This window comes from Pseudokordiimonas caeni (assembly GCF_026719705.1).
GTDB classification, from domain to species: domain Bacteria; phylum Pseudomonadota; class Alphaproteobacteria; order Sphingomonadales; family Kordiimonadaceae; genus Gimibacter; species Gimibacter caeni.
The window spans coordinates 53,863-75,036 of the sequence record NZ_JAPPRR010000004.1 but is presented as its reverse complement, the minus strand read 5'-3'; the positions used below and the strand labels follow the sequence as shown (position 1 = coordinate 75,036).

Annotated in this window: 19 protein-coding genes; 10 read left to right on the top strand and 9 right to left on the bottom strand. The window is 61.5% G+C overall.

All coding sequences use genetic code 11. The features are described from left to right. Window positions 1–19: 19 nt before the first annotated feature. The 3 genes from OU694_RS15225 to OU694_RS15215 form a co-directional block, all read right to left on the bottom strand. Window positions 20–1,102 (bottom strand): TonB family protein, encoded by a 1,083-nt coding sequence (locus tag OU694_RS15225; protein ID WP_308911871.1) that lies wholly within the window; start codon window positions 1,100–1,102, stop codon window positions 20–22. 93 nt (window positions 1,103–1,195) lie between these two features. Continuing rightward, window positions 1,196–2,083 carry an oxygen-dependent coproporphyrinogen oxidase gene (gene hemF / locus OU694_RS15220; RefSeq protein ID WP_308911870.1) on the bottom strand — a complete coding sequence of 296 codons (888 nt, stop codon included), beginning with the start codon at window positions 2,081–2,083 and terminating at the stop codon, window positions 1,196–1,198. Then, the gene (locus OU694_RS15215; protein WP_308911869.1) at window positions 2,080–2,568 is read right to left on the bottom strand and encodes a tRNA (cytidine(34)-2'-O)-methyltransferase; all 489 of its coding nucleotides are present in this window, start codon (window positions 2,566–2,568) and stop codon (window positions 2,080–2,082) included. The genes hemF and OU694_RS15215 overlap by 4 nt, the downstream gene beginning before the upstream one ends. Before the next feature lie 279 nt (window positions 2,569–2,847). On the opposite strand from OU694_RS15215, the gene petA reads away from it, so the two are divergent. The 4 genes from petA to OU694_RS15195 all read left to right on the top strand — a co-directional run bounded on the left by petA (window position 2,848) and on the right by OU694_RS15195 (window position 7,011). After that, window positions 2,848–3,402 (top strand): ubiquinol-cytochrome c reductase iron-sulfur subunit, encoded by a 555-nt coding sequence (gene petA / locus OU694_RS15210; RefSeq protein ID WP_308911868.1) that lies wholly within the window; start codon window positions 2,848–2,850, stop codon window positions 3,400–3,402. A gap of 11 nt (window positions 3,403–3,413) precedes the next feature. Then, window positions 3,414–4,682 carry a cytochrome b gene (locus OU694_RS15205; protein WP_308911867.1) on the top strand — a complete coding sequence of 423 codons (1,269 nt, stop codon included), beginning with the start codon at window positions 3,414–3,416 and terminating at the stop codon, window positions 4,680–4,682. A gap of 23 nt (window positions 4,683–4,705) precedes the next feature. Beyond that, entirely contained in the window at window positions 4,706–5,482 is a 777-nt protein-coding gene (locus OU694_RS15200; protein WP_308911866.1) for a cytochrome c1, read from the top strand. A gap of 167 nt (window positions 5,483–5,649) precedes the next feature. Next, complete coding sequence (locus OU694_RS15195) at window positions 5,650–7,011, top strand: esterase/lipase family protein (RefSeq protein WP_308911865.1); 1,362 nt, start codon at window positions 5,650–5,652, stop codon at window positions 7,009–7,011. Between the two features lie 14 nt (window positions 7,012–7,025). Here the strand turns inward: OU694_RS15195 and OU694_RS15190 are convergent, their stop codons facing one another. Together OU694_RS15190 and OU694_RS15185 are read right to left on the bottom strand one after the other, a co-directional pair. Further along, window positions 7,026–7,670, bottom strand: a complete 645-nt coding sequence (locus OU694_RS15190; RefSeq protein ID WP_308911864.1) for a carbonic anhydrase — start codon at window positions 7,668–7,670, stop codon at window positions 7,026–7,028. 92 nt (window positions 7,671–7,762) lie between these two features. After that, window positions 7,763–8,254 (bottom strand): MarR family winged helix-turn-helix transcriptional regulator, encoded by a 492-nt coding sequence (locus tag OU694_RS15185; RefSeq protein ID WP_308911863.1) that lies wholly within the window; start codon window positions 8,252–8,254, stop codon window positions 7,763–7,765. 133 nt (window positions 8,255–8,387) lie between these two features. Between OU694_RS15185 and OU694_RS15180 the strand changes: the two genes are divergently transcribed. Next, window positions 8,388–9,272, top strand: a complete 885-nt coding sequence (locus OU694_RS15180; RefSeq protein ID WP_308911862.1) for a branched-chain amino acid aminotransferase — start codon at window positions 8,388–8,390, stop codon at window positions 9,270–9,272. Here the strand turns inward: OU694_RS15180 and OU694_RS15175 are convergent. Beyond that, complete coding sequence (locus tag OU694_RS15175; protein WP_308911861.1) at window positions 9,257–9,610, bottom strand: helix-turn-helix domain-containing protein; 354 nt, start codon at window positions 9,608–9,610, stop codon at window positions 9,257–9,259. The two genes, OU694_RS15180 and OU694_RS15175, sit on opposite strands and share 16 nt — an antisense overlap. Before the next feature lie 214 nt (window positions 9,611–9,824). On the opposite strand from OU694_RS15175, the gene OU694_RS15170 reads away from it, so the two are divergent. The 5 genes from OU694_RS15170 to OU694_RS15150 all read left to right on the top strand — a co-directional run bounded on the left by OU694_RS15170 (window position 9,825) and on the right by OU694_RS15150 (window position 16,185). After that, window positions 9,825–10,631 carry an outer membrane protein assembly factor BamD gene (locus OU694_RS15170; RefSeq protein ID WP_308911860.1) on the top strand — a complete coding sequence of 269 codons (807 nt, stop codon included), beginning with the start codon at window positions 9,825–9,827 and terminating at the stop codon, window positions 10,629–10,631. A gap of 27 nt (window positions 10,632–10,658) precedes the next feature. Further along, on the top strand, window positions 10,659–12,326 hold the full coding sequence (gene recN, locus OU694_RS15165; RefSeq protein ID WP_308911859.1) for a DNA repair protein RecN: 1,668 nt from the start codon (window positions 10,659–10,661) through the stop codon (window positions 12,324–12,326). 5 nt (window positions 12,327–12,331) lie between these two features. Continuing rightward, window positions 12,332–14,623: an NAD-dependent DNA ligase LigA gene (ligA, locus tag OU694_RS15160; protein ID WP_308911858.1), complete on the top strand. Its 2,292-nt coding sequence runs from the start codon at window positions 12,332–12,334 to the stop codon at window positions 14,621–14,623. A 52-nt stretch (window positions 14,624–14,675) separates the two neighbouring features. Continuing rightward, a complete protein-coding gene (locus OU694_RS15155; protein WP_308911857.1) occupies window positions 14,676–15,632 on the top strand; it encodes a TIGR00341 family protein in 957 nt (318 codons plus the stop codon). A 205-nt stretch (window positions 15,633–15,837) separates the two neighbouring features. Then, window positions 15,838–16,185, top strand: coding sequence for a hypothetical protein (locus OU694_RS15150; RefSeq protein ID WP_308911856.1), 348 nt, complete (start codon window positions 15,838–15,840; stop codon window positions 16,183–16,185). A 95-nt stretch (window positions 16,186–16,280) separates the two neighbouring features. Here OU694_RS15150 and OU694_RS15145 read toward each other — a convergent pair whose 3' ends face one another. The 3 genes from OU694_RS15145 to OU694_RS15135 are packed head-to-tail and all read right to left on the bottom strand — an operon-like array spanning window position 16,281 to window position 20,993. Next, window positions 16,281–17,198 (bottom strand): 50S ribosomal protein L11 methyltransferase, encoded by a 918-nt coding sequence (locus OU694_RS15145; protein ID WP_308911855.1) that lies wholly within the window; start codon window positions 17,196–17,198, stop codon window positions 16,281–16,283. A 44-nt stretch (window positions 17,199–17,242) separates the two neighbouring features. After that, entirely contained in the window at window positions 17,243–19,624 is a 2,382-nt protein-coding gene (locus tag OU694_RS15140) for an ATP-dependent helicase (protein WP_308911854.1), read from the bottom strand. A 43-nt stretch (window positions 19,625–19,667) separates the two neighbouring features. Beyond that, window positions 19,668–20,993, bottom strand: a complete 1,326-nt coding sequence (locus OU694_RS15135; protein ID WP_308911853.1) for a chloride channel protein — start codon at window positions 20,991–20,993, stop codon at window positions 19,668–19,670. Window positions 20,994–21,174: the final 181 nt, after the last annotated feature.

The window sequence follows — 21,174 nt, the reverse complement described above, 5'->3', positions numbered from 1 at the left end:
TGGCGCCTTTACTGCAATATCAGCGGGCTATTTCATACGTGAATTCGGATTCGACCTGCGCTGTGGGGACAGCTTTGCCGTTTTCGAAACGGGGCGCGAAGCGTTGTTTTCTCGCGGCTCGTAGTGAAGGTGCAATCAGCAATCGGGAACCGGTGAGAGTTTTGACCTCCGGGTCTTTCACAAAGCCTTGCTCGTCAACGGTCATCGAGACCACGACTTCGCCCTGTGCTCCTGCGTCCAGCGCTTGCGAGGGATAACCAGGCGGCACCTGATAGATCGGCCCATACTCTCTCATGTTCGGGATGCCTCCTGCCGCGCCAATCCACAGGCAGTGTTCAGTCGCTTTTCCTGATTGGCCTGTGGTCTCGAACGCAATCACAAGCATTCTTCTGGTCTCCATCATGTTGTCACCGGATGGTGCGAGTTCATCCAGAATAGCCAGTGAGCGTTCTAGGTCTTCAATGGCGCGCTTGACCTTTCCTCTCTCGAATAGTGCCTTGGCTCGCCACAGGTAGGCTTCTGCGAGTAGCTTGCGGGCCTCGCTGTCGGTGGTAGGCGCAAGAACCTCGATTGATTGGTGAAAGGCCTTTTGGGCTTCCTTAAAGTACAACGTCGCATACGAAAGCTTGCCATATGCGATCTTGGCGCCCGCCAATTCTGTCGCAGGGACAAGGTGTTCCATTTTGGCTTCCGTCAGCTCTTGGCGATACTTCTCTTTAGCTGCTTTCAGGGTTCCATGCTCGATCAACATGGGTGTCAAACCGACTATTGTTTCGAGCGTGCGTGCGCCCCGGTAGCCGCGTTTTTGCGCAAGTATCGACATGACGCGGTCCTGAACAAGGTCGGCTTCCTCGTCGTTGTCAGTCCACAGGGCATAATTCATCGCCACGGCCAGAAACGCTTCATCGCCGGGAGAGAATGTGTCTGACGCCAGCAGAAACGCTGCTCCTGCCTTGACTTTGGCGGTCTCACGGTCGCCTGATCGGCCCGCCTCGTTCGAGGCATTGTATGCTTCGAGGATGGCAGCGCGGTCTGCGGGCATGGCAGCAGATGCAGCGTAAGACGCAAACAAAAATAGAATGAAGCCAAGAGCCCGACGCATGAATTCCCCCCAATCCATTGATTGGGACAGTTCTTCACATCCGGCGAGATTATGCAATCCTGAGGTGCCAATCCCCTGCGAAAATTCGGCCTCTCAAATCGGCGAAGGCCACTTGGCTTCTGGCGGCAGGGACATCAGGATGGCGTCTACATTGCCGCCGGTCTTGAGCCCGAATGTGGTGCCGCGGTCGTAGACAAGATTGAACTCGGCATAATGGCCCCGGTACACGAGCTGGGTTTCGCGCTCGTCCGGGGTCCAGTCCTCGTTCATATGGCGGCGCACGAGGGCAGGATAGATGGTGTCGAACGTGGTGCCCACGTCCTGCGTGAAGGCAAAGTCGGCTTCCCAGTTGCCGGTGTTCAGGCCGTCATAAAAGATGCCGCCTTCGCCGCGCGCCTTGCCCCGGTGCGGGATGTAGAAATATTCGTCGCACCATTTTTTGAAGCGCGCGTAATAGTCGTCGCCGTGGCGGTCGCAGGCGCCCTTGAAGGCCGCGTGGAAATCGGCCGTGTCCTCGGCCACCGGCAGGGGGGCGTTGAGGTCAGCGCCACCACCGAACCAGTGCTTTGTGGTCACGATGAAACGGGTGTTCATATGCACGGCCGGCACGCGCGGGCTTTGCATATGGGCGACCAAAGAGATGCCGGTCGCGAAGAAGCGCGGGTCTTCGTCCGCCCCCGGAATCGATTTCGCGAATTCGGGCGTGAAGGTGCCGTGGACAGTGGAGATATTGACCCCGACCTTTTCGAACACACGTCCGCCAGTCATGATCGACATCACGCCGCCACCGCCGGGCTGGCTGTCGGCCTGGTTGGTGCGCTGCCATTCCTGACGCTTGAAACGGCCGGGGGCGAGATCGGCCTTCGGGCCTTGGTTATCGTCCTCGATGGCCTCGAAGCTCGCGCAGATGCGGTCGCGAAGGGTGCGGAACCAGTCGGCAGCTTTCGCTTTCTTGTCTTCGATGGTCAGTGCGTCGCTCATGACTGTCCTTTCGTGAAGGGCTTGTATCCGCCGGTTTGCCGCATCGCTTCGCCGAGCACCATGGCCAGCGACACCGCCACATTCAGCGAGCGTACCCCGGCCTTCATGGGGATCAGGACGCGAGCATCGGCCTGCATCGCAATATCGTCCGGCACGCCTTTCGATTCCCGCCCCACCATCAGGATATCGTCGCCCTGAAATGCGAAGTCATCATAGGGGAGGCTTGCCTTGGTGGACAGGAGAACCAGTCGCCGCCCGGCACCCTTGCGCCACGCATCGAAGGCCTCGTAGCTTTCGTGCCGGGCGAGGGAAACATGGTCGGCATAATCCATCAGCGAGCGCTTCATCGCCTTGATCGAAAAGGGGAAGCCGCAGGGCTCGATGACATGCGCCGTCACGTCCATGCAGGCGGCAAGCCGCAGCATGGTGCCGGTGTTCTGGGGCAGGTCTGGTTCATAGAGGGCGATGTCCATATCCGGTGGCATAAGGAATAGCCGCAAGGAGCGCAACGGGCTTTCGATTTCCTACCCCTTGAAACATGGCATTTTTTTGGTCGGGGCAGGCATAAAGCCTTGCCTCTTTGAGCGAGCACGATTAAACCGGAGCCAACGCGCGGGCGCCTGTTTTGCCCGGGCGCAGGGGCGCTTGGCGGCGGCCTCGCGGCTTTTCGTCGCATCGACACCGCCAGGTTAGGGTAGAAAAGTGCGGTTGCCGCCTCGGCGAGGACCAGTCGGCCCGCATGATTTCCGGCCAAGGATGATTAAATGAGCACAATCGAAAATACGGTGGAAGGTGATGACGGCGTCAATCGCCGTGATTTCCTCCATGTTGCCGCCGCCGGTTTCGGCGCTGTTGGCGCGGCCGTGGCCGTGTGGCCGTTCATCGACCAGATGAACCCGGCTGCCGACACGCTGGCGCTGGCCTCGATCGAGGTCGATCTTTCCAAGATCGCCGTCGGCGAAGGCGTCGTCGTCAAGTGGCGAGGCAAGCCCGTCTTCATTCGCCACCGCACGGCGGCCGAGATCGAGGAAGCCAAGGCTGTTGACGTCGGCGCACTCGTCGACAAGCAGACCGACGCCGAGCGCGTTCTGCCCGGCAAGGAAGAATGGCTTGTGGTACTTGGCGTCTGCACGCACCTCGGTTGCGTGCCGCTTGGCACCAAAACGGGTGACGATCGCGGCGAGTTCGGCGGCTGGTTCTGCCCCTGCCACGGTTCGCACTATGATACCTCTGGCCGTATCCGCAAAGGGCCCGCGCCCCGGAACCTCGAAGTTCCGGGCTATGCCTTTGCCAGCGATACCGTCCTCAAGATCGGTTAAGGGAGGCCCAGATGGCTCACGGACCTGCGTTTGAAACGAACAGCGCGGTTGTCAAATGGATTGACGACCGGCTGCCGATCTTCTCGCTCATCCATGGTTCGCTCGGTGCAGGCTACCTTGCACCCCGCAACCTGAATTACTGGTGGAACTTCGGCTCGCTCGCCGGGCTCTGCCTCGTCATCCAGATCGTGACCGGTATCGTGCTAGCAATGCACTATACGCCGAACACGCTGATGGCCTTCGACAGCGTCGAGCGCATCATGCGCGACGTGAACTATGGCTGGCTCATTCGCTACATGCATGCGAACGGCGCTTCCATGTTCTTCATCGCCGTCTATATCCACATCCTGCGCGGTCTCTATTACGGGTCCTACAAGGCCCCACGCGAAATGCTTTGGATGATCGGCCTTGTCATCTTCCTCCTGATGATGGCGACCGCCTTCATGGGGTATGTGCTGCCGTGGGGCCAGATGTCCTTCTGGGGTGCAACGGTGATCACCAACCTCTTCTCGGCGATACCGGTGGTGGGTGACCATATCGTGACCCTGCTGTGGGGTGGCTTCTCGGTCGACAACCCGACCCTGAACCGCTTCTTCAGCCTGCACTTCCTGCTGCCGTTCGTGATTTGCGGCGTTGTGATCCTGCACATCTGGGCGCTGCACCTGCCGGGTTCGAACAACCCCCTCGGCATCGATGCCAAGGGCAAGGGTGACAAGATCCCGTTCCATCCTTTCTATACCGTGAAGGATGCGTTCGGTGTGGGTGTGTTCCTGATCTTCTTCAGCCTGTTCCTGTTCTATGCACCGAACGCGCTTGGCCACCCGGATAACTATATCCCGGCCGACCCGATGGTGACCCCGGACAGCATCGTGCCTGAATGGTACTTCCTGCCCTTCTACGCGATCCTGCGCTCGATCACGTTCGATATCGGCATTCCTTTCACCGATATCGTGATCATCCCGGCAAAGCTTCTGGGCGTTCTGGCCATGTTCGGCTCGATCCTTCTCCTGTTCGCGCTGCCGTGGCTTGATACGAGCAAGGTTCGTTCGGCGAAGTTCCGTCCGACCTACCGTATCTTCTTCTGGTTCCTCGTGGTTGACATGGTGATCCTCACCATCGTTGGCGGCAAGAAGCCGGAAGGTATCTGGCCGGTGGTCGGCCTTATCGGCACCGCTTACTATTTCCTGCACTTCCTGGTGGTCATGCCGCTTCTTGGCAAGATCGAGCAGACCTTGCCTCTGCCCGAAAGCATCGCCAAGGCATGTGTGAAAAAAGCCTGAGCCGGGGGATTGGACAAATGAAAATGATCAAGAATTTTGCCCTTGCCCTGACCGCGGTTGCGGGTCTGACCATGGCGGCCAATGCAGCGACCGCCGGGGCACACCCCAAGCAGGTTGAATGGCAGTTCGAAGGCCCCTTCGGGACCTTCGACAAGGCCTCGGCCCAGCGTGGCTTCCAGGTTTTCAAGCAGGTTTGCGCCTCGTGCCACAGCCTCAAATATTTCAAGTTCCGCAACCTTGCGGCGCTTGGCTACGAAGAAGACATGATCAAGGCCTTCGCCGCCGAGTATGAAGTACCGGGCGAGCCCGACGAGTTCGGCGAACCGACCATGATCAAGGCCCTGCCGCAGCACGGTATCCCGGCTCCCTTCGCCAACGAGAACGCCGCGCGCGCCTCGAACGGCGGGGCTCTGCCGCCCGATCTGTCGCTGATCGTCAAGGCCCGTCATGACGGTGCCAACTATGTCTATAGCCTGATGACTGGCTACGAGGACGCACCGGCCGATGTGTCGGTAACGCCGGGCAAGAGCTACAACCCTTACTTCAAGGGCGGCCAGATCGGCATGGCACCGCCGCTTTCCGACGATATCGTCGAGTATGAGGACGGTACCAAGGCTACCCAGGACCAGATGGCCCGCGACGTGGTCAATTTCCTGACCTTCGTGGCGGAACCCCATCTCGAGCAGTCCCATTCGATGGGCCTCAACGTGATCCTGTTCCTGCTGGTACTGACCATCATCCTCTACTTCTCGATGAAGAAAGTTTGGAAGCCGGTGAAAGAAGGCAAACACTTCGACTAAGTCGAAGGTCCTTCGACCAGAAGACAAAAGGAAAGGCCGTTCGTTTGAGCGGCCTTTTCGTTTTCAGGCGCCGTGGCTCCGATTGCCCTGCATCACGCAAGGTGGTATCATGCAACTTATCATGGTTTCCCGCGAAGTGACGGCCCTATCAGCAGCAGGGGGGCGCGATGAAGCTTGTATTTGTGCATGGCTGGAGCGTGACCGATACGGAGACCTATGGCGATCTCCCCGAAGCCCTTGTTGCGCGGTCCGGCGTCCCGATCGATGTGCAGCATATCCATCTCGGGCGCTATATCAGCTTTCATGATGAAGTCTCGATGGATGATGTCACGCGGGCCTTCAATGCGGCCCTCGTCGATACGCTCGGGGATGGGGCCGGGAATATCGCGCCCTTTTCCTGCGTGACCCACTCCACCGGCGGCCCAGTGGTCCGGGAATGGATCCGGCGGTTCTACTGGCATCTGGGCGCACCCATCGTGCCCTTGCAGCATCTGGTCATGCTGGCGCCGGCCAATCATGGCTCCAGCCTCGCCGCGCTTGGCAAGAAGCGGGTAGGCCGCATCAAGGCATGGTTCCAGGGCGTGGAACCGGGCCAGCGCATTCTGGATTGGCTCTGCCTCGGTAGCGAAGGGCAATGGCGCCTGAACGAGGAAGCGCTTCTGCACGCGGCCGGAGCCGAGGGCTTCTATCCTTTTGTCCTGACGGGGCAGGCCATCGACCATAAATTCTATGACTTCCTGAACAGCTATCTGGTCGAGAAGGGATCGGACGGGGTTGTCCGGGTGGCGGGCGCCAACATGAATTGCGGTTTTCTGCAATTACAGCAGACGGACCATGCCCTGTCTGAGGATCCCCTTGTCTATAGTCTCGTGCCTGAGGGAGGTCTCCGCCGCCCCGCGCCCATACCGCTTGGTGTCGTGCCAGATGCCTCGCATTCCGGGGCTGATATCGGGATCATGAACAGCGTCACGGTCGCCAATGCAGGCGAGAAACCTGTCGTCGACGAAATATTGAAATGTTTCGACGTGCAATCGCCCGGCGATTATCAGCAGCGCCTGCAGGATCTGGCACAATTGACAGCAGCCTCGCAGCAAGGTGGGGCGCGCTATTTGATGGTCGTGTTTCAGGTGCGGGATGACAGGGGCGAGACCATCCGGGATTATGACCTGCTGTTGCTTGGCGAAGGCTATGCGCCGGAGAGGCTGCCGAAAGGCTTTTTTGTGGACCGCCAGTTCAACGCCCTGTCGGGCCGGCTGGTCTATTATGTGAACGCCGACCTGATGCGTGAGATGCCTGCGCTCGGGTTCCGGGTAGAGGCGAGACCCTCGGAAGGATTCTCGCACTATGCTATGGCCGAGTTCCGCTCGGATGGTCTGAACGTGGCCGATATCCTGAAGGCCAATGAAACCCTTTATGTGGATATCGTCCTGCGTCGTCGCGTCTCGAAGAATGTCTTCGAATTCGGGCCGGTGTCAGAGAAGCCGTTCAGCTTCAAGAAACTGAAGCCATCCACGGACCTGCTGCCCTGACCGCGACGACCGGCTCAGCCTTCGTTCAGCACTGACTGGACGTCGAAAATGCCGTCCGGCTTGGCGATGACCCTCAGGAGTTCCCCGTTCGAGATATCGAGGATGAGGCCTTCCACATTCAGCGTGCGGGCGGCGACGCGCTCGGCGATGAAGGGGAAGGTCATCAGATTCTCGACCGACAGGTGCACGGCCGCGCGCTCCAGAAGGCGGGCACGGGCAGTCGGGTTTTTGGGGATCAGGTCGTCATGGCGGTGCAGCCATTCGCGCAAGGGGCGGACCCAGCGGCCGACGAAGCTTGTCTCCTTCACGCTGCCATCGGCTACACAGCCGACCCCACCGCATTTGGCATGGCCCATGACGATGACATTCTTCACGCCAAGGCTGGTGACGGCGAATTCGATGGCGGCGCTGGTGCCATGATAGCCGGCGTCATCCTCAAAGGGTGGCACAAGGGCTGCCACGTTGCGGACAAGGAACATGTCGCCTGGCCCGGCGCCCAGCACATGCTGGGGCAATACGCGGCTGTCGGAGCAGGCAATAACAAGTGTATGGGGGGTCTGGCCTTCTTCGGCGAGCGAGTGATAAAGCTCGCGGTCGCGTTCGAAGTCGGTCTCGAGAAAGCGTCGGTAGCCGTCGATCAGGCGCTGATCAAGGGTCATGCATCAGTCTCCTCGTTTGTTCTGGCGCTGCCGTTTAGCATGGCCGCGACAGGGCAACAAGCCAGTACCGTCGAGTCCAGAATGAACGAGGCCTATTTCTCGATATGCTTGAGGACGCTGTCGCGCTCGTCATCATCGACGATATTGAGGAGCACTTCCCAGAAGCCCGCCACGGCCTCGGGGCCAGCGACCTTATAGGCGCGGGCCACGCGGTCACGCTGGCTTGCAAACAGCTGGCGCTCGAATGCTTCGCCCTTGTCGGTGAGGTAGAGAAGCCGCTGGCGGCGGTCCTCGGTGCCTGTTTCCTGCCGGATATAGCTTTGCTCGACCAGTTCACCCAGCACCCGCGACAGGCTCTGCTTGGTGATACGGAGGATGGAAAGGAGCCCCGAAACCGTGATGCCGGGGCTGCGACCGACGAAATAGAGCACCCGGTGATGGGCCCGCCCGAATCGTGATTTGGCAAGGATCTCGTCAGGGTCGCGGGTGAAGTCCCGGTAGGCAAAATACAGAAGCTCGATCCCGCGCCGCAGTTCCTCTTCCCGAAGGTACAGATTCGATTGCGGAATTTTTCGCGGTGTCATGGTCTGGATGTGCCCTCTTGCTGAAAAAACGTTGCCGGCATATGTCAGTGTTGTTGACATATATGCGACATAATGTTACGTCGGGCAAGCCGAAAACGAACTTTTCTTTTAAATTCAGTGGTTGGAGACGAAAATGAGCACGGCGCCCTATGATGATCGGGACGGTTGGATCTGGATGGACGGCGAGATGCGCCCCTGGCGTGCTTGCAAGGTCCATGTGCTCACGCATGCCATGCATTATGGCAGTGCGGTCTTTGAAGGCCAGCGCGCTTACAATGGCACTATCTTCAAGCTGAAAGAACATACCGAGCGGCTGTTCAAGTCGGCCGAGATCCTTGGCATGAAGGTTCCCTTCACCCAGCAGCAGATCAATGACGCCTGCTACGAAGTGATGAACAAGGCGGGCTACAAGGATTGCTATTTCCGCCCGATCATCTGGCGTGGCAGCGAGATGATGGGCGTGGCTGCCCAGAAGAACACGATCCATGCGGCGATCGCCTGCTGGGAATGGCCGTCCTATTTCTCGCCCGAGGCGCGCCTGCGCGGCCTGCGCCTCGATATCGCCCAGTGGCGCCGCCCGGCCCCAGATACCGCGCCGACCGCTGCCAAGGCTTCAGGGCTTTACATGATCTGTACGCTTTCGAAGCACGCTGCGGAAGCCAAGGGCTATGACGACGCCCTGATGTATGATTATCGCGGTCAGGTGGCGGAAGCGACCGGCGCCAACGTCTTCTTCGTGAAAGACGGCAAGCTCCACACGCCGAAGCCCGATTGCTTCCTTGACGGCATCACGAGGAAATCGGTGATCGATCTCGCTCGCCGCCGGGGCATCGAAGTGGTCGAGCGCGCCATCATGCCGGACGAGCTGGAAGGGTTCGAGCAGGCATTCCTCACCGGCACCGCCGCCGAGGTGACCCCGCTTTCGGAAATCGGGCCGTTCCGGTTCGAGGTTGGCGAGATCACCAAGTCGCTGATGTTCGACTATGACGCGCTGGTGCGCGGTCAGCTGCCGGCCTGACGACGGACGAACTGCGACTGGCGAACCGCCATCAATAATTCGCCGATTGCCTTGTCGATCGGATCAAGGGCGCTGGCTGTCTCCGGCGCCCTTGTGCTTTCCGGGGTGTCGAAGAACCATTCGACCGGCTTGTGCAGGTATCTGGCCAATACCGAAAGCGTGCCGCAACTGATACGGTTTCGGCCGTTTTCATACTTCTGGATCTGTTGATAACTGACCCCTGCCGCCTGCCCGAGCGCGCTGAGGCTGAGGCCCTGTTCACGCCTTGCTTCGGCCAGACGGGAGGCCACGTGCGCGTCGATCAGGGCGGCGTGCCCGAGGGGTGTGTCGGCGGTCATGATTTCGCCGTTTTCTTCGCTCTTCCTGCTCATACTCAATCCTCGTGCGGTAAGGGGCGATTCGTCGTTGGCTGGGCCGCCGGACCTGTGCTAGAGGATGACCCGGCCTTCATTTTGCGCAGGACTTCTCCTGTGCGCGATGGTTGAAAATTATATTTATAATTCTACCTGCGGCAACGGAAGACTGGCGTCGCGGCGAGGGGAAGTGACTGGTATGGCGATGAAACGGCTGAAACTTGCATGTCTCGCGGGGTGTCTGGTGGCGCTTTCCGCCTGCGGTGGCAAGGATGAAGACACCTATATCGCCCGCGATGTGGAAGTTCTGTACAACCTCGCGCAGGATCGGCTGGACCGGAAACAGTACCGGCAGGCCGCCGCTATTTTCGACGAGACCGAACGCCAGCACCCCTATAGCGTCTGGGCCCGCCGCGCGCAGCTGATGGCGGCCTATTCCAACTATATGGCCAATAAATATGACGACGCGGTCCTCGCGGCGCAGCGCTTCCTGCAGCTGCACCCGGGTAACCGCGGCGCACCTTATGCCTATTATCTGATTGCCGTCAGCTATTACGAGCAGATCAGCGACGTGGGCCGCGACCAGGACCAGACCCAGAAGGCGCTGGATTCGCTGACCGAGGTGGTCCGTCGTTTCCCTGACACCGATTATGCGCGCGACGCGAAGCTGAAGATCGACCTGACCCGTGACCACCTTGCCGGCAAGGACATGGAAGTCGGTCGCTTCTACATGCAGCGCAAGGAATATCTGTCGGCGGTGATCCGCTTCCGCAACGTGGTGGAAAATTTCCAGACCACGAGCCACACGCCCGAAGCCCTGCACCGGCTGGTGGAATGCTATCTGGCGCTTGGCATCTATCCGGAAGCCCAGATGGCAGCTGCCGTGCTCGGCCACAACTTCCCGGGCAACAAATGGTACCGTTATTCCTATGCGCTTCTGAACAACCAGTCGCTGGAGCCGGAAGTGCATGAAGGAAGCTGGCTCAGCAAACTGTGGCCGTTCTGACGCGGCACGCGTGAGGGGGAGGCGGCAATGCTGGCGAACCTCAGTATTCGCGATATTGTCCTGATCGACCGGCTCGACCTCGCGCTTGGAGCCGGGCTCAATGTGTTGACCGGGGAAACCGGCGCCGGCAAATCCATCCTTCTAGATGCCTTGGGGCTGGCCCTTGGTGCCCGCGCCGACCGTGCGCTGGTGCGGCAGGGGGCGGAGCAGGGCAGTGTGACCGCTGCCTTCGATCTTGCCCCCGATCATGTTGCCTGCGGGCGGCTCGCCGACAACGGCATGGACCACGGCGACGGCCAGTTGATCCTGCGCCGCCAGATCACCACCGATGGCCGCAGCCGCGCCTGGGTGAACGACCAGCCGGTGAGCCAGACGCTGCTCGCCGAAATCGGCACGCTTCTCGTTGAAATCCACGGTCAGCATGATGACCGCGGCCTTCTGGACCCCGCCGCTCACCGCGACCTGCTGGACGCTTTCGCGGGCAACGGCGACGCGCGCGCCGAGGTGGCAGCGGCCCACGAGGCGCTTCGCCACGAAGAAACGATCCTGATGGACGCCGAAGCCTCGCTCGTCGAAGCGCGCCGGGACGAGGACTTCCTGCGCCATGCAGTCGAGGAGCTTGTCACGCTCGACCCCGAACCCGGCGAAGAAGAAAAGCTGGATGAAGACCGCACCCTTATGATGCAAGGCGAGAAGCTGATGGAGGAGCTTGGCACCTTCCATAGCGAACTGACGAAAGACGGCGGTGTGGATGCCACCGTGCGCGGGGTGCTGCGCCGCATGCTCAGGCAGGATGGCCCCCTGGCCGTGCGGCTGGAGCCGGTGAGTGCTGCCCTCGACCGTGCCGCCATCGAGCTTGGCGAGGCCGTGGCGGGCCTTGAAGCCCTGCAAGCTGATCTGGAATTTGATCCGGCCGCCCTCGAGCGGATCGAGGAACGCCTGTTTGAAATCCGCCGCCTTGCCCGCAAGCATGGCTGCCCGGCGGGTGACCTGCCGGGGCTGAAGGAACGTTTGCAGGCGAAGCTCGCGGCCCTTGATGCTGGCGATGAAGCGGTGCTCGCCGCGAAGGGCAGGGTGGCTGCGGCGCGGGCAGCACTCAAAGACAAGGTGGCCGGCCTTTCCGCGCGCCGGCAGAAGGCAGCGGCGGCGCTCGACGCGGCTGTGATGGCCGAACTGCCGCCCCTGAAGCTTGAAAAGGCCCAGTTCCATACAGCGATTGAAGCGCTGCCTGAGCATCTTTGGGGGGCGGCCGGCGGCGATAGCGTCGCCTTCGAGGTGAAGACCAACCCCGGCACACCCTTCGGGCCGCTGGTGAAGATCGCCTCGGGCGGCGAACTGGCCCGGTTCATCCTTGCGCTCAAGGTCGTGCTCGCCAAGGGCTCCAGCGCACCGACCATGGTATTTGACGAAGTTGATCGCGGCATCGGCGGCGCCACGGCAGATGCGGTGGGCGAACGCCTGAAGCGGCTGTCGACCGAGGCACAGGTGCTGGTCGTGACGCACAGCCCGCAGGTGGCGGCGCGCGGCGGCGTCCATTTCCGGATCGAGAAAGCGGATATCGCCGGTGGCACCCGCACCAGCGTTGTGCCCCTCGCCATCGAGGAGCGCCGCGAGGAAGTGGCCCGCATGCTGGCAGGTGCCGAGATCACGCCGGAAGCCCGCGCGGCGGCCGACCGGCTTCTGGAAGCGGTTTGAGAAGAATGCCCGGACTATTCGACATCCCCGTTGAACATCTGACTAAAAGTGAAGCGAAGGCGGAGCTGCAGCGGCTGGCCAATGAAATCGCCCGTCACGATGCGCTGTATCACGGCGAGGATGACCCCGAGATTTCGGACGCCGACTATGATGCCCTGAAGCGCCGCAACGATGCCATCGAGGCCCGCTTCCCCGAGATCAAACTGGCGGATAGCCCGAGCCTGAGGGTCGGTGTAGCGCCTGCGAGCGGCAAGTTCGAGAAGGTGACGCACAAGCGGCCGATGCTGTCGCTTGAGAACGCGTTCGCCGATGAGGATGTCACCGAATTCGTCACCCGTGTGCGGCGCTTTCTGGGCTTGAATGACGCGATAGCCGTCGCCATGACGGCCGAGCCCAAGATTGACGGCCTGTCGTTGGCGCTGCGCTACGAGCGCGGCGAACTGGTGCAGGCGGCAACGCGCGGCGATGGCACGGTGGGCGAGAATGTCACGGCAAATGCCCGCACCATCAAAAGCATCCCGCAAAGCCTCGCGGGCACCGACTGGCCGGAAGTGCTGGAAGTGCGGGGCGAGGTCTATATGTCCAAGGCGGATTTTCTGGCGCTGAACAAGGCGCAGGAAGCGTCTGGCGGCAAGATATTCGCCAACCCGCGCAATGCAGCGGCCGGGTCGCTTCGGCAGAAGGACGCCACGATCACGGCGTCCCGCCCGCTTGAGTTTTTCGCCTATGCGTGGGGGGAGATTTCAACCCTCACCTTCAATACGCAGATGGAGGCCGTGGGGGCCTTCAAACGCTGGGGCTTCAAGGTCAATCCGCTGATGGTGCGGGTGGAGGATGCCGCCGGCGCGCTGGCGCATTACCGCAAGATCGGCGAGGCCCGCGCGACGCTTGACTATGATATCGACGGGGTCGTCTACAAGATCGACCGGCTGGACTGGCAGGCCCGCCTTGGCATGGTCGCTCGTGCCCCGCGCTGGGCCATCGCCCACAAGTTCCCGGCCGAGCAGGCGATGACGATCCTGAAAGATATCGATATCCAGGTGGGCCGCACCGGCGCGCTGACGCCCGTGGCCAAGCTCGAACCCATTGGCGTGGGCGGTGTGATCGTTTCGAACGCCACACTGCATAATAGGGACGAGATCGCCCGGCTGGATGTGCGGATCGGCGACACGGTGGTGATCCAGCGTGCCGGCGACGTGATCCCGCAGGTGGTGAAGGTGGTGACCGAGAAGCGCGCCGCAGACGCAAAGCCGTTTGTCTTTCCCGAGCATTGCCCCGTCTGCGGCAGCCCGGCGCTTGCCGAAGGTGAGGATGTGGTGGTGCGCTGCACCGGGGGCCTCACCTGCAAGGCGCAGCGCGCCGAACGCCTGAAGCATTTCGTCAGCCGCAATGCCTTCGATATCGAAGGGCTTGGCGAGAAGCAGGTGGAAGCTTTCCTCGGGCGCGGTTGGCTTGATAGCCCGGCTGATATCTTCCGCCTGAAATCGCACAGGGCCGAGCTTCTGATGATGGATGGCTTTGGCGAAAAGTCGGTCGAGAACCTGATGACAGCGGTCGAGGAACGCCGCGCCATCGATTTCCACCGCCTGATCTTCGCGCTCGGCATTCCGTCCATCGGTTCGGAAACCGCCAAGATTTTCGCCCGCCATTTTGAAACCCCCGCCGCGATGGTCGACTGGCTGGACAAGGCCGAAGAATACCGCCAGCAGATGGTGGAAGCGATTGGCGAGCAGGAATCGCTGGATCTTATTACCATCATCATGGAATCCAGCAAGCTGCAGGGCTTGCAGAAAATCCTGACGATTGAGGACGAGAAGGAAGCTTCGAACGCGCTTCTCCTGTTTGCAGCAAACAAGGGACGCAAGTTTGATGAAGAGGTGCAGTTGCCGGTGGCACAGGCGGCAGCGCTGGAACAGCATAACCGAGACCTGATGGCACTGGACGGCATCGGTGTTGATGCTGTGCTCAGCCTTGAGGATTTCTATCACGACGAGCGCAACAGGCAGGTGGTTGCCGATCTTCTGGCCGAGCTTTCCGTGAAGCCGGTGGAAGCGCAGGCGACCAACAGTCCGGTTTCCGGCAAGACGGTCGTTTTCACCGGCTCGCTTGAGAAAATGACCCGCAACGAGGCCAAGGCCCGCGCCGAGGCGCTGGGAGCCAAGGTTTCGGGCTCGGTCTCCAAAAAGACGGATCTTGTGGTGGCGGGGCCGGGGGCCGGCTCGAAGCTCAAGGACGCCGAAAAGCACGGCGTGAAGGTCATTTCGGAAGACGAATGGCTGGCCCTTGTCGGTGCTTGACCTGACGGCCCCGATCCTTGAGGGTCATGGGGCACAAGCATAGGGGGCGGGCATGTCGATCAAGAAGCTTGAAATCACGGCACCGGTGGCAACTGAAGAAAGCCTTCGGAAGCTTTCCCGCGAATTCGGCGCTGTCTCCTTCCGCCGGGAAGAAACCTTTGAGGACGGCCTGGCGCTCTATTCCATGCTGGCACCGGGCGAAGGGCGGCAAAGTCTGATCGACAAGCTATATGGCATCCTCGAGATGTCCGATTATGCCCGCATCGTCATCACGCCTGTGGATGCCACCATCCCGGCCATTGAAACGGAAGGGGCGGTGGACACGCGGGAAGAGCTGTACCAGAAGCTCAATGCCGGTGCGTCCATCAACCAGAATTACCTGATCCTCACCGTTCTCTCCACGCTCGTGGCGCTCATCGGCCTTATCCAGGACAATGTGGCTGTAGTGATCGGCGCCATGGTGATCGCACCGCTCCTCGGGCCGAACCTCGCTTTTGCCTTCGGCACGTCGCTCGGCGACAAGGCCTTGATGAAGCAAGCAGCCTATACCGCTTTTGTCGGCATGGCCGTGGCGCTGGCCATCGCCGCCTTCACCGGCTGGGCGTGGGGCGGGGTGCCCCAGTCGCACGAGCTGCTGGCGCGCACCGAGGTGGGTATCGCCGCCGTTGTGCTGGCGGCCGCTTCCGGCATCGCGGGCGTGCTGTCGCTGACTTCGGGCCTGTCGACCAACCTTGTGGGCGTCATGGTCGCTGTTGCCCTGTTGCCGCCCGCCGCGACCGCTGGCTTCCTGTGGGGGGCAGGGGAAATGCGGCTCGGCATGAGTGCGCTGCTCCTCCTTGGCGTCAATATCGTCTGTGTCAATCTGTCGGGCCTTGCGGTCTTTCTCGCCCGCGGTATGCGCCCGCGCGAATGGTTCGAACGCCGGCTTGCCAAGCCCTATGTGCTGACCGGCATGCTGTTCTGGCTGCTGCTACTCGCCACGCTTCTCGGCATCATTGCCGTTCGCTGACACCGCTTCCGCCTCAAAGCTGCCATATTCTGTATTGTGTGCACCGCAACAGTCATGCGTTTAACGCATGGCTCGTTTGCTTTTTGCCCCACTACTCCGGCAGGGTTAACAGCGTTACATAAGCGTCACAAACAACCTGAATGACAGCGATCGGCGCCACAGGGGCGCGACACTGTTGCCGGTTAAAGTGTTACGGAGACGAAAAATGGCACTGTTGGCAGCACAAGAAAAACTCTCGTATGAGACCCCGTTCATGGACATGCTGGCCCTGAAGGGCATGGCACCCGCTAACCGCCCGACCTTTGCGCCGGCCATCGAGATGGTCCGTGAAGCAGTCGGCACTATCAAGGCGCAACTCGCCTCGCTGGAGCCCACGGGCGAAACCGACGGCGCTTTCTTCGCGCTGATGGTCTCGAAGGGCCAGATGCGCACGCTGCGCCGCCCGACGGTTGGCGAAATCGTGAACGACATCCAGTCGGTTTATGCCAAGACGGCACGCATGGTGCGGATCACCCGCCCGGCGTCGCTTGGCGGCGGTGCCTACGCGCACTGAGCAGGTTTCTGCCCAACGGACGGCGCGGGACAGGGCTCCAACCCTCCCCCTCCCCCCCTTCCCAAGGGGTTCTGTCTCGCCCGTCCGACTGAATTCTAGTTCCGAACAAGCTGGAGCGCGGCCCAATCGCCGCGCTCCAGTTTTTTCTCGAGGGTAAGGCCTTCGGCCACATAGGCCGCCAGCACTTCATCCGCCTGCGTTTGCAGGATACCCGACAAGATCACCTTGCCACCCTTGGCGGTAACACCCGTGATACCGGGTGCCAGGAATATCAGGGGAGCCGCCAGGATGTTGGCGGTGACAAGGTCAAACGGGCCTTCCTCGGCAAAGGCGGGGGCATCAAGCCCGTCCGCCACCAGCGGGGCAATGCCGGGCCGGTCCTCACCGATTCCCCTTTCAATCGCCCGATTCACGGCGAGATTCTCAACCAGTACTTCAACCGCGATGGGGTCGATGTCGCTCGCCACCACGCGGGCATCCGCCCACACACGGTGGGCGGCAAGGGCAAGGACGCCCGAGCCGGTGCCGAGATCGAGGATGGTGGCCGGTGCATAGCCTTCGTTGCCGAGCGCGTCGATAAGGGCGAGGCAGCAGGACGTGGTTTCGTGCTGGCCGGTACCGAACGCCTGGCCTGCCTCGATCAGCAGGTTGACGGTATCATCCGGTGCTTTGTCGGCGTCGTGGCTGCCATACACAAAGAAGCGACCTTCGCGGACGGGGGCGAGCAGGCGTTGGCTTTCACTCACCCAGTCGCGGTCCTCTACCGGGGCGCAATCGTAAGCCCAGTCGGTAAGCCCGGCTTCGGCGAGGACGGCAGTGACCAGATCGGGCTCGGGCTCGCCCACGAAGAACATCTGGGTCATCCAGACCTTGCCGTCCTCCACCTCGAACGAAGTAACGGTCGGCGGGATCATCTCGACCGTGTCGGCTGCAATCTCCACCACATATTCAAGGGCTTCCGCCTTGTCGCGCGGCAGAATGCCCGAAATGCACCAGACCGTATCGTCGCTCATTTTCTTTGTCCTTTTCGGGCGTCTCGAAGGGTGTAATATCGGGTTCAGGCCCGACTAATGAAATTGTCCATTACGCGCTTGGCGCCGGCTTTCTCGAAATCCACAAGCAGCTTGTTGCCCTCGACGTCCTCGACCGTGCCATAGCCGAACTTCTCATGGAAGACGCGCTCGCCCACCGCAAAGTCGCTGACTGTTTTGGTCTCGCTCTTCTTCTGGGCGCTGAAGGTGGCGCCACCGGCGCGGGCACCGGCAATCTTGCGCACAACGGGTTTGTCGCTTGCGGTTTGCGATTGTCGCCATTCGCGGGCGCGCTGCCAGCCGGGGCCGTAACCCGTGCCTTTCTGTTCGGGCTGCTCGGCGAAGGTCCAGTCGCTGTTCCAGCCGCCAGTGCGTTCGTAACGGGAGCGGTACAAACCCTGTGCGGCTTCCACCTCGGTATGCTGCTCGGGCAGTTCTTCCACAAAACGGCTGGGCAGGCTTGTCTGCCACTGGCCGAAGACCTGCCGGTTAGCGGCATAATAGACCCAGGCGCGTTGCCGGGCGCGGGTGAGGCCGACATAGGCGAGCCGCCGTTCTTCCTCCAGCCCCTTCACACCGCTTTCATCAAGCGTGCGTTGGCTCGGGAAAATGCCTTCCTCCCAGCCCGGCAGGAACACATTATCGAACTCCAGCCCCTTGGCGGCATGCAGCGTCATCACCGTGATCTTGTCGGTACTGTCGTTGTTGCTGTTTTCCATCACGAGCGAGATATGCTCAAGAAAACCACTAAGGTTTTCGAAGTCGCCCATCGCGGAGACAAGCTCCTTGAGGTTTTCAAGGCGGCCCGGCGCTTCGGGTGATTTGTCCTTCTGCCACATCTCGGTATAGCCCGATTCTTCCAGCACGATTTCGGCAAGCTCGGTGTGGCTCGTGGTCGCCAGCATCTCACGCCAGCGGTCGAAATCATCCAGAAGACGGGCGAGCGAGGTGCGGGCGGCAGCACGAAGCCCATCCGGCATGCCGCATATCAGGCGCCCGGCACGGGTGAGGGGAATGCCCCGCTCGCGGGCTAGTGCATGCACTTTCTGCAGGCTCGTTTCCCCAAGGCCGCGTTTTGGCAGGTTGACGATTCGCTCGAACGCCAGATCGTCGCTTTCCTGCGCAATGACGCGGAGATAGGCCATGGCATCGCGGATCTCGGCGCGTTCATAGAAGCGCGGGCCGCCGATCACGCGGTAGGGCAGACCGAGCGTGATAAAGCGTTCCTCGAACTCGCGGGTCTGGAAACCGGCGCGCACCAGCACGGCGATTTCCTTCAGGGGTTCCCCCTTCACCTGCAGGGCTTCGATCTCGTCGCCGATGGAACGGGCCTCTTCGGGCGCGTCCCAAACGCCGCGTACCCGCACGGCATCGCCGTCACCGGCGTCAGTCCAGAGCGTTTTTCCAAGCCGGCCCTCGTTCGAGGCAATGAGGCTCGAAGCGGCCGCGAGGATATGGCCGGTGGAGCGGTAATTCTGCTCCAGCCGTACGATCTTCGCGCCGGGGAAATCTTCGGAGAAGCGCAGGATGTTGCCAACCTCGGCGCCGCGCCAGCCATAGATCGACTGGTCGTCATCGCCCACGCAGCAGATATTGTTGTGCCCGCGCGCCAGAAGCCGCAGCCACAGATATTGGGCGACGTTCGTATCCTGATACTCGTCCACCATGATGTAGCGGAACTGCGCGTGATAGCGGTTGAGGATATCCGGGTAGGCCTGGAAAATCGAAATCACATGCATCATCAGGTCGCCGAAATCGCAGGCATTCAGCGTTTTCAGGCGGTCCTGATAGGCACGGTAAAGCTTGGCGCCAAGGCCGTTCGCAAAGGCCTGCGCTTCGCCATTCGGTACGCGGTCGGGCGTCAGGGCCTTGTTCTTCCAGCGGTCGATGAGGGCGGCCAGCTGGCGGGCAGGCCAGCGCTTGTCATCGATATTCTCGGCCGATATCAGCTGCTTCAGGAGGCGGATCTCGTCATCGGTATCGAGGATCGAGAAATTCGACTGCAGGCCCACAAGTTCGGCATGGCGCCGGAGAATCCGCACGCAGATCGAATGGAAGGTGCCGATCCACATGCCTTCGGTCGGGGCGCCGATCACGCGGGCGACCCGGTCCTGCATCTCACGGGCGGCCTTGTTGGTGAAGGTCACCGCCAGAATGTTCCAGGGCGCGGCGAGGCCGTCCGCCATCAGGTGGCCAAGGCGTGTGGTCAGCACGCGGGTCTTGCCGGTGCCGGCGCCCGCGAGCACCAGGAGCGGGCCTTCGGTTGCCAGCACGGCTTCGCGCTGCGGCGGGTTGAGACCCTTCAGGTAAGCGGGCTCACTCCCTGCCTGTGGGACATTCAGGGGCGCGGGGGTGGGCGGCGGCGCATCGCTCGCCCAGTCGCTGAGGTCGAAGGGATCATTGGTCATGGCCGGTCTATAGCACCCGCTGCGGTATCAGGCCAAGCGCCATTCAGCCGCTTTTCGCGGGCTCCTCCGGGCTCTGGATTCTCGCGAGGAAAAGTTCGGCCAGAATCTGGTAGATGCCCTCTTTCACGATCAGCTTCGATGCCCCCGTGGCGATCAGGCAGCACAGCATGATCGGCAATACGAGCGCGTGGTTGTCGGTCATCTCCGACACGATCACAAACGAGGTGATGGGCGCCTGCACGACGCCGGAAAGGTAAGCCGCCATGCAAAGGATGGCGAGCGTGCTGATCGGCACATCGGGCATCAACCAGTGAAGGTCCGCCCCAATCCCGGCGCCAACCGCCAGTGAGGGCGAGAAGAGGCCACCCGGAATGCCGCTGATCGAGGAAAGCGCGGTGGCCGCCAGCTTGGCAGGGCCAAAGAGCGGCGACAGGTGCGCCTCGCCGTCGATGATCGAGCGGGCTTCCTCGTACCCCGTGCCGAAGATGCTGCCGCCGCTGGCGAGCCCGCACAGGCTGACGCCGCCGCCACAGAGCACAGCGAACATCACCGGATGCGCCTTGATCCAGCCGCCGAAAACGCCGGGCACGCCGCGTGCGAACAGGGCGAGGATACGGCTGAACAGCCCGCCGGCGAGCCCGCAGACAACACCCGCGACACCCACCGCGATCCACGACGGGCCGATGGGCAGGATGGCACTTGAATGGCCGAAATAGGCATAATGCCCGACGATGGCGAGCGAGGTGAGGCCGGCTGCGATCACGGTGCCGAGTATGAGGCCCGAGGTGCGGACCTCGAAGGAGCGACTCATCTCCTCAATCCCGAACACGATCCCGGCAAGCGGCGCGTTGAAGGCGGCGGCGACCCCGGCAGCGGAGCCGGCGAGCAAGAGCCCCGGCTGGCGGCGTGGGCTGAAACGCCCGAAGGCGAGCATGATGGCGGCGCCGACCTGGATGGTCGGTCCCTCGCGGCCGATGGAGGCGCCACAGAGAAGCCCGATCCCCAGAAGAACGATCTTGCCGAAGGCCGCCGGCAACGAAACGAACCGTTTGCGAAGTTCCGGGTCTTTCAACCGCCGCGCCGCGATCACCTGCGGGATACCGCTGCCCTTGGCAAGCGGGAAAAAGCGGATGGTGACGAAGGTGATGGAACCGAAGCCAATGGGAGGCAGAAGGTAGGCGATGAAAGGCCACGATTTGTGGATGCCGTCAAACACCGCATAGGCCTCGTCCGCGATCACCGCCATGGCTACGGCAGTGGCACCAACAGCGATCCCGCCAAGCACGAAGAGAATGCGCCGGGTCCAGCGAGTCATCAGGATCTTGCGACCCCGGTGGTCGGTCAGCTGGTGCAGGGTGTGAGACTTCATAAAATTTCCGATCTGCGGTCGGGGATCAAGACGGGATAGCGTACCGCGGGCGGGCGGCGGAACTCATCTTGGGGAAGGTCAGGATTGTTACGGCGATCCTAACAGTTAAGTGACCGCCGTCAACATGGACAGGCCAGCTTTTTCCGCCATATGCTTGCCAAATTCGATTGTTACTCCAATC

Coding starts and splice junctions, on each gene's coding strand:
- OU694_RS15135 (WP_308911853.1), bottom strand. CDS start 20,993: ATGAAGTCTCACACCCTGCACCAGCTGACCGACCACCGGGGTCGCAAG.
- OU694_RS15180 (WP_308911862.1), top strand. CDS start 8,388: ATGAGCACGGCGCCCTATGATGATCGGGACGGTTGGATCTGGATGGAC.
- OU694_RS15175 (WP_308911861.1), bottom strand. CDS start 9,610: ATGACCGCCGACACACCCCTCGGGCACGCCGCCCTGATCGACGCGCAC.
- OU694_RS15150 (WP_308911856.1), top strand. CDS start 15,838: ATGGCACTGTTGGCAGCACAAGAAAAACTCTCGTATGAGACCCCGTTC.
- OU694_RS15225 (WP_308911871.1), bottom strand. CDS start 1,102: ATGCGTCGGGCTCTTGGCTTCATTCTATTTTTGTTTGCGTCTTACGCT.
- OU694_RS15140 (WP_308911854.1), bottom strand. CDS start 19,624: ATGACCAATGATCCCTTCGACCTCAGCGACTGGGCGAGCGATGCGCCG.
- OU694_RS15170 (WP_308911860.1), top strand. CDS start 9,825: ATGGCGATGAAACGGCTGAAACTTGCATGTCTCGCGGGGTGTCTGGTG.
- OU694_RS15190 (WP_308911864.1), bottom strand. CDS start 7,670: ATGACCCTTGATCAGCGCCTGATCGACGGCTACCGACGCTTTCTCGAG.
- OU694_RS15205 (WP_308911867.1), top strand. CDS start 3,414: ATGGCTCACGGACCTGCGTTTGAAACGAACAGCGCGGTTGTCAAATGG.
- hemF (WP_308911870.1), bottom strand. CDS start 2,083: ATGAGCGACGCACTGACCATCGAAGACAAGAAAGCGAAAGCTGCCGAC.
- OU694_RS15185 (WP_308911863.1), bottom strand. CDS start 8,254: ATGACACCGCGAAAAATTCCGCAATCGAATCTGTACCTTCGGGAAGAG.
- OU694_RS15215 (WP_308911869.1), bottom strand. CDS start 2,568: ATGCCACCGGATATGGACATCGCCCTCTATGAACCAGACCTGCCCCAG.
- ligA (WP_308911858.1), top strand. CDS start 12,332: ATGCCCGGACTATTCGACATCCCCGTTGAACATCTGACTAAAAGTGAA.
- OU694_RS15155 (WP_308911857.1), top strand. CDS start 14,676: ATGTCGATCAAGAAGCTTGAAATCACGGCACCGGTGGCAACTGAAGAA.
- recN (WP_308911859.1), top strand. CDS start 10,659: ATGCTGGCGAACCTCAGTATTCGCGATATTGTCCTGATCGACCGGCTC.
- petA (WP_308911868.1), top strand. CDS start 2,848: ATGAGCACAATCGAAAATACGGTGGAAGGTGATGACGGCGTCAATCGC.
- OU694_RS15145 (WP_308911855.1), bottom strand. CDS start 17,198: ATGAGCGACGATACGGTCTGGTGCATTTCGGGCATTCTGCCGCGCGAC.
- OU694_RS15195 (WP_308911865.1), top strand. CDS start 5,650: ATGAAGCTTGTATTTGTGCATGGCTGGAGCGTGACCGATACGGAGACC.
- OU694_RS15200 (WP_308911866.1), top strand. CDS start 4,706: ATGATCAAGAATTTTGCCCTTGCCCTGACCGCGGTTGCGGGTCTGACC.